Genomic DNA, 5,407 nt, shown 5'->3' with positions numbered 1-5,407 from the left:
GCGCCGGGGCGGGCGCCCCGTGCGCTCCGTCAGCTGCTGGGGCAGGTGTTGCGGTACTCCTCGATCTGCACCCCACTCGGGCCGGGGCAGAGGAACTGCTCGTAGCGGGTGTCGTTGTCGACGAACCGCTTCAGCCAGGCCACGGCCTGCCGGGCGGTCGGCGTGTTCACCGTCTGGGGGAAGAAGTGACTCGCCCCGTTCAGCTCCAGGTACGCCTTCTCGGCGGACGCCGGGATGCTGTTGTAGAACGGGATCGAGTGGCTGGCGACCGGGGCGATGGAGTCGTTCTCACCGCCGACGATCAGCGTGGGCACCTGGAGGGTGTTCCAGGTCTTGTCCAGGTTCCAGGGAGCGAGCGGCACGGCGGCCTGCAGCGACGGCCGGGACGCGGCCGCCTCCAGGCTGCCGCCGCCACCCATCGAGTGACCGGCCACGGCCAGTCGGGAGCCGTCGATGCGACTACGCACCGAACTCCGTTCGACCAGGTAGTCGAGCGCGGCGAGCAGCTGCCGGCCCCGGCTGTCGGGCTGGTCGAGCCGGGAGTTGGTCTCGATGCCGATCACCACGAAGCCGTGCGAGGCGATCCGCGGGCCGAGCCAGCTGATGCTGGACCAGGCCGCGGTGTAGCCGGGCGAGATGGCGATCGCGCCGAAGGTGCCCTGACTGGTGTCGGTCGGGTAGTAGATGACGCCGCCACCGAAGCCGGTGACGCTCAGCGAGGAGACGGTCTGCGACGCCGTGGTGAAGGGGCCGCGGCTGGCCTCCAGCAGGGCGACGGTCGGGGCCGGGCCCCGCTCGTACGGGTTCTCGGCGGCCTGGACCGGGCCGGGCGACGCGGTGAGGGCGCCGCCCGCGACCAGGACGGCGGCCATCGCGGTACGGGCGATGCGGGACAGGACGGAACGGGGACGGGTGGTGGTGGGTGCGGACACGTCGGACTCCCTAGCGATGGGGGATATATCGACGTGTGTCAGTCTGTGGCGCACCCGCCCTCCGCCGCATCGGCGAAATCACCAGTCCCGCACGGGTGACGGGCCGCCGCTGCCGGTCCGCCGCCCGGAGGGCGGTGGATACGGTGGCGATGGCCCTTACCGGTCGCGGCGCACACGGCGCGTCAGAGGAGGCAGCCGCGGTGACGTCCAGTCCGCTCCCCCGCATCCTGCGCCGGCGCGGCGAGCCCGGATATCCGACCTTCCTGGAGCTCTTCTTCGACGTCACCTACATCTTCATGCTCTCCCGGATCGCCGCCGGGTTCGCCGACGACCTCACCGTGCGGGGCGCCGCCCAGGCGGCCGTCCTGCTGCTGGCGGCGTGGTGGGTGTGGGTGCTCACGGCGTGGCTCACCGACCTGTTCAACCCGCGGCTGCCGCTCATCCAGGCGACCGTCCTGCTCGTCATGTTCGGAACGCTGGTGATGGCGATCGCGGTCCCGCGCGCCTTCGGCGAGTACGGGTGGCTCTTCGTCGCGGCGTACTTCGGCATCCACGTGGTCCGCGACGCCGTGCTCATCCCCGGCACCCGGGTGAACCGTGCGATCCAGGCGCGCAGTGTCCGAGTGTTCTTCTGGTTCGTCGTCACCGCCACGCCCTGGGCGGCGGGAGTGTTCGTGGCGGGGTGGCTCCGGGTGGCGCTCTGGGGGTTCGCGGTGCTGCTCGACCTCGGCTCGGCCCGGATCGGCTGGCCGACGCCGCGGCTCGGGCGCACCGAGCTGGCGAGTCAGATCTTCACCGGGTCGCACCTGTCGGAGCGGCACCGGCAGATCTTCGTCATCGCGCTCGGCGAGCTGATCCTCACCGTCGGCCTCGGGCTGAGCGCGAACGGCCTCAGGACCCCCGAGTACGCGGCCTGCGCCGTCGCGTTCACCAGCGGGATCCTGCTCCTCCGGCTCTACTACCACCGGGTGCGGCAGCTCCTCGCCCCACCCGGCCTCACGACTGTGGAGCGGGTGCGGTCGGGCACCTCCACGTCGTACACCCATCTGGTGATGGTGGCCGGCGTGCTGCTGACCTCGACGAGCCTCTCGCTGGTGATCGACCAGCCGCTCGGCCCCACGCCGGCCGCGTGGACGGCCGTCACCCTCGGCGGGCCGGCGCTCTTCCTGCTCGGCAGCTGCCTCTTCGACGTGGTGCTGACCGGCCGGCCGCTCTGGTCCCGGGCCCTGGGCGTGGTGGCGCTCGGCGCGCTCGCGCCCGCGGTGGCCCTGCTCCCACCGCTGGGGGTCCTCGCGGTGGCGAACCTGGTCCTGCTGGTCGTCCTGGTCGCGGAGTCGGTGGCCCCCCGATCACGGCTGGTCGGGGTCCCACACGGCTGACGGAGTCGGCGGGCCGGCCGGGTGGCCAACGGAAGAGGGACCGGTCAGCCGAGGGCCGGCGGGGCGGGCGTCCGCTCGTGCAGCCGGGTGGCCACCAGGTTCGCCGCGGCGATCAGGGCGAGGACGAGCATGGCGAGCAGCGCGACGAGGACCGGCGGCAACAGGGAGGAGGCCGGCGCGATTCCGGCCAGCAGCACCAGCCCGACCACCCGGGAGCGGGACACCCGGCCGAACACGGTGAAGTCGAGCAACCCACGGCCGATCAGGAACAACGCCGGGCCGCCGAGGAGGACGGCGGCCCACGACGGTGGTGTCTCGCCGAACGGACGCACCACGACGAGGTCGCTCGTCACCGCCACGCCGACGATGCCGGCCACCATCGCCAGGTGGCAGACCGCGGCGGTGCGGGTGAGCAGGCCCGGGTCCGCCGATCGGGCGATCGCCTCGGTCAGCAGCTCGCCTGCACGGTAGATGTAGATACGCCACATCAGCACCACGATGGTGAACACGACGACCAGGGCGTAGCCGCGGTGCAGCGTGTACTCCTGCCGGCTGAACGTGGTGCCGGTCGTGAGCACCGCCGCCCCGAACGCGACGACGACGAACTGCCGGAACCGCTCCGGCACCCGCCCACCGCCCAGTTGCCACTCCAGCGATTTCGAGCGGCCGAGCCCCGCCACCGGCCAACCGAGCGCGGCGGCGCCGTACTCGACCGCCACCGCCGCCGCCCAGAGGCCCAGCCGGGCCGGGCCCTCGGTGAACGCCCCGAAGATCCAACCCACGGCCGCGACGGCCTCCCAGACGGCGAGCCGGCCGGTCCGCCGGGGATCGGCCGTATCCCGGACGACCAGCAGGAAGTAGGTGATCGAACCGAGGTGGAAGAAGACGTAGGTGCCGGCGAAGAGCAGGCCGCGATCGTCGAATGCGCGGGGCGCGGCGGCGGCCAGCAGCAGGCCGGCGGCGGCCGTACCGATGATGTGCGCCCCCACCGCCGGGCGCGCCAGCCTCGACGTGCCACCGGCCCACGTGGTCAACGTCCAGATCAGCGCGAACGCGAGGAGGAGCACCAATGTGCGGGCAGTCCCTGTCCAGCTCAGGTTGCCGGTCAGCGTCTTGGTGAGGGAGACCAACGCGAAGACGTAGACCAGGTCGAGGAAGAGCTCCACGAAGAGCGGTCGGCCGGATTCGTCGGCCGAATCGGCGTCGCCCTCCGCCATCGTCGTCATCGTGTGTCACCCGGCTCCGCCGCACCGACCCTGCCAGCCGACAGTACGGGACCACGAGGACGACCCGCCCCGATCATCTGATTCTTACAGGTTGGTAGCCATGATCTTTCGTTGAGAAGTCGAACTATTGCGATGCGAAGTCGTCGGCTGGCATGATGTCCGTCAATTCCCTCGATCCGGCGAAGGAGCCATACCCATGGCGCTCACCCGTCGCACCCTGATCGGCACCGCGGCGGCGGGTTCCGCGCTCGCCGCTCTCCCCGACCTGACCGCGCCCGCCCCGGCCGCCGCGGCCAGCCCACCCGGCGACGTGGTCGGAAAGATCTCCGTCGGCTACCAGGGCTGGTTCAGCTGCCCCGGCGACGGCGCCCCGATCGGTGGCTGGTGGCATTGGAGCCGCGATCGCTTCCAACCGCCGTCACCGGCCAACACCACTATCGTGTCCTGGCCGGACATGCGGGACTACGCCCACGGCTACACCACCGCCTACCCGAACCTCGGCGACGGCCAACCGGCCCGGCTCTTCTCCTCCTACGACCAGCAGACGGTCGACACCCACTTCCGGTGGATGCAGGAGCACGGCTGCGACACCGCCGCCCTCCAGCGGTTCAACCCGTTCGGCGACGAGGGGCCGACCCGCGACGCCATGGCGGTCAAGGTTCGCAGCGCCGCCGAACAATTCGGCCGCAAGTTCTACATCATGTACGACGTCACCGGCTGGACGTCCATGCAGTCGCAGATCAAGCAGGACTGGACGACGAAGATGTCGGCGCACACCGCCTCACCGGCGTACGCGCGGCAGAACGGCCGGCCGGTGGTGTGCGTCTGGGGGTTCGGCTTCAACGACGACGGGCGCCCGTTCCCGCCCGCGCCCTGCCTCGACGTGGTCCAGTGGTTCAAGGCGCAGGGCTGCTACGTCATCGGCGGCGTGCCCACCTACTGGCGGCAGGGCATCAACGACTCCCGCCCCGGCTTCGGCGAGGTCTACCACGCCTTCGACATGATCTCGCCGTGGATGGTCGGGCGCACCGGCATCCTCGACGGGCTGGACTGGTTCCACACCAACGTCAACGTGCCCGATCTCGCCGACTGCGCCGCCCACGGCATCGACTACCAACCCTGCGTCATGCCGGGTGACCTCTCGGCCGGGCACCGCCGGCACGGCGACTTCTACTGGCGGCACCTCTACAACCTGACCCGCCTCGGGGCGCAGGGGCTCTACGTCTCGATGTTCGACGAGTTCAACGAGGGCAACCAGATCGCCAAGACCTCCGAGACGCAGGCGAGCACGCCCGCCGGGGCCGGCATCCGGTCGCTCGACGAGGACGGCACCGCCTGCTCGTCCGACTACTACCTGCGGATCACCGCCGACGGCGGGCGGATGTTCAAGGGGCAGAGCCCGCTCACCCCGGTACGCCCGACCCCGCCGGTCACCGGCGGCGGCCCGCCGCCGAGCGGCAACCTGGCCGCCGGCCGACCCGCCTCGGCGAGCAGCCAGCACGGGCCGTACGTCGCCGGCAACGCCGTCGACGGCGACCGGGGCAGCTACTGGGAGACGACGAACAACGTCTTTCCCCAGTGGTGGCAGGTCGACCTCGGCGCGAGCCACCCGGTGAACCGGCTCGTCCTCGCGGTGCCGCCGGGTTGGGAGGCGCGTACCCAGACGATCTCGGTGCAGGGCAGCATCGACGGATCGTCCTTCAGCACGCTCGTGGCGACGAGCGGGGTGCGGTTCGACCCGGCCACCGGCAACACCGCCACCGTGGCGCTGCCGGCCACCCCCGCCCGCCACGTCCGCGTCACGGTCGCCGGCAACACCGCCTGGCCCGCGGCGCAGCTCTCGCAGGTCGAGGTGTACGCGGCCGGCGGC

4 protein-coding genes are annotated in these 5,407 nt (G+C 71.6%); 2 read left to right on the top strand and 2 right to left on the bottom strand.

Annotation, left to right across the window (positions count from 1 at the left end; all coding sequences use genetic code 11):
* Positions 1–29 precede the first annotated feature (29 nt).
* A complete protein-coding gene (locus tag E1211_RS30455; RefSeq protein ID WP_132353424.1) occupies positions 30–872 on the bottom strand; it encodes a dienelactone hydrolase family protein in 843 nt (280 codons plus the stop codon).
* Between the two features lie 260 nt (positions 873–1,132).
* Here E1211_RS30455 and E1211_RS30450 point away from each other — a divergent pair, with 260 nt between their 5' ends.
* Positions 1,133–2,311 (top strand): low temperature requirement protein A, encoded by a 1,179-nt coding sequence (locus E1211_RS30450; protein ID WP_165947375.1) that lies wholly within the window; start codon positions 1,133–1,135, stop codon positions 2,309–2,311.
* A gap of 44 nt (positions 2,312–2,355) precedes the next feature.
* On the opposite strand, the gene E1211_RS30445 is transcribed toward E1211_RS30450, so the two are convergent.
* Complete coding sequence (locus tag E1211_RS30445; RefSeq protein ID WP_132353420.1) at positions 2,356–3,537, bottom strand: low temperature requirement protein A; 1,182 nt, start codon at positions 3,535–3,537, stop codon at positions 2,356–2,358.
* Positions 3,538–3,733: 196 nt separating this feature from the next.
* Here E1211_RS30445 and E1211_RS30440 point away from each other — a divergent pair.
* Positions 3,734–5,407 (top strand): discoidin domain-containing protein (locus E1211_RS30440; protein WP_132353418.1); only part of this gene is annotated, 1,674 nt, incomplete at its 3' end.

The sequence above is a fragment of the Micromonospora sp. 15K316 genome, from assembly GCF_004348525.1.
In the GTDB taxonomy this organism is placed as follows: domain Bacteria; phylum Actinomycetota; class Actinomycetes; order Mycobacteriales; family Micromonosporaceae; genus Micromonospora.
This window is presented reverse-complemented; position numbering and strand designations above follow the sequence as displayed.

What these genes read in the sequence shown, in the direction of transcription:
- E1211_RS30455 (WP_132353424.1), bottom strand. Translation starts at nt 872, where the DNA reads ATGGCCGCCGTCCTGGTCGCGGGCGGCGCCCTCACCGCGTCGCCCGGC.
- E1211_RS30445 (WP_132353420.1), bottom strand. Translation starts at nt 3,537, where the DNA reads ATGACGACGATGGCGGAGGGCGACGCCGATTCGGCCGACGAATCCGGC.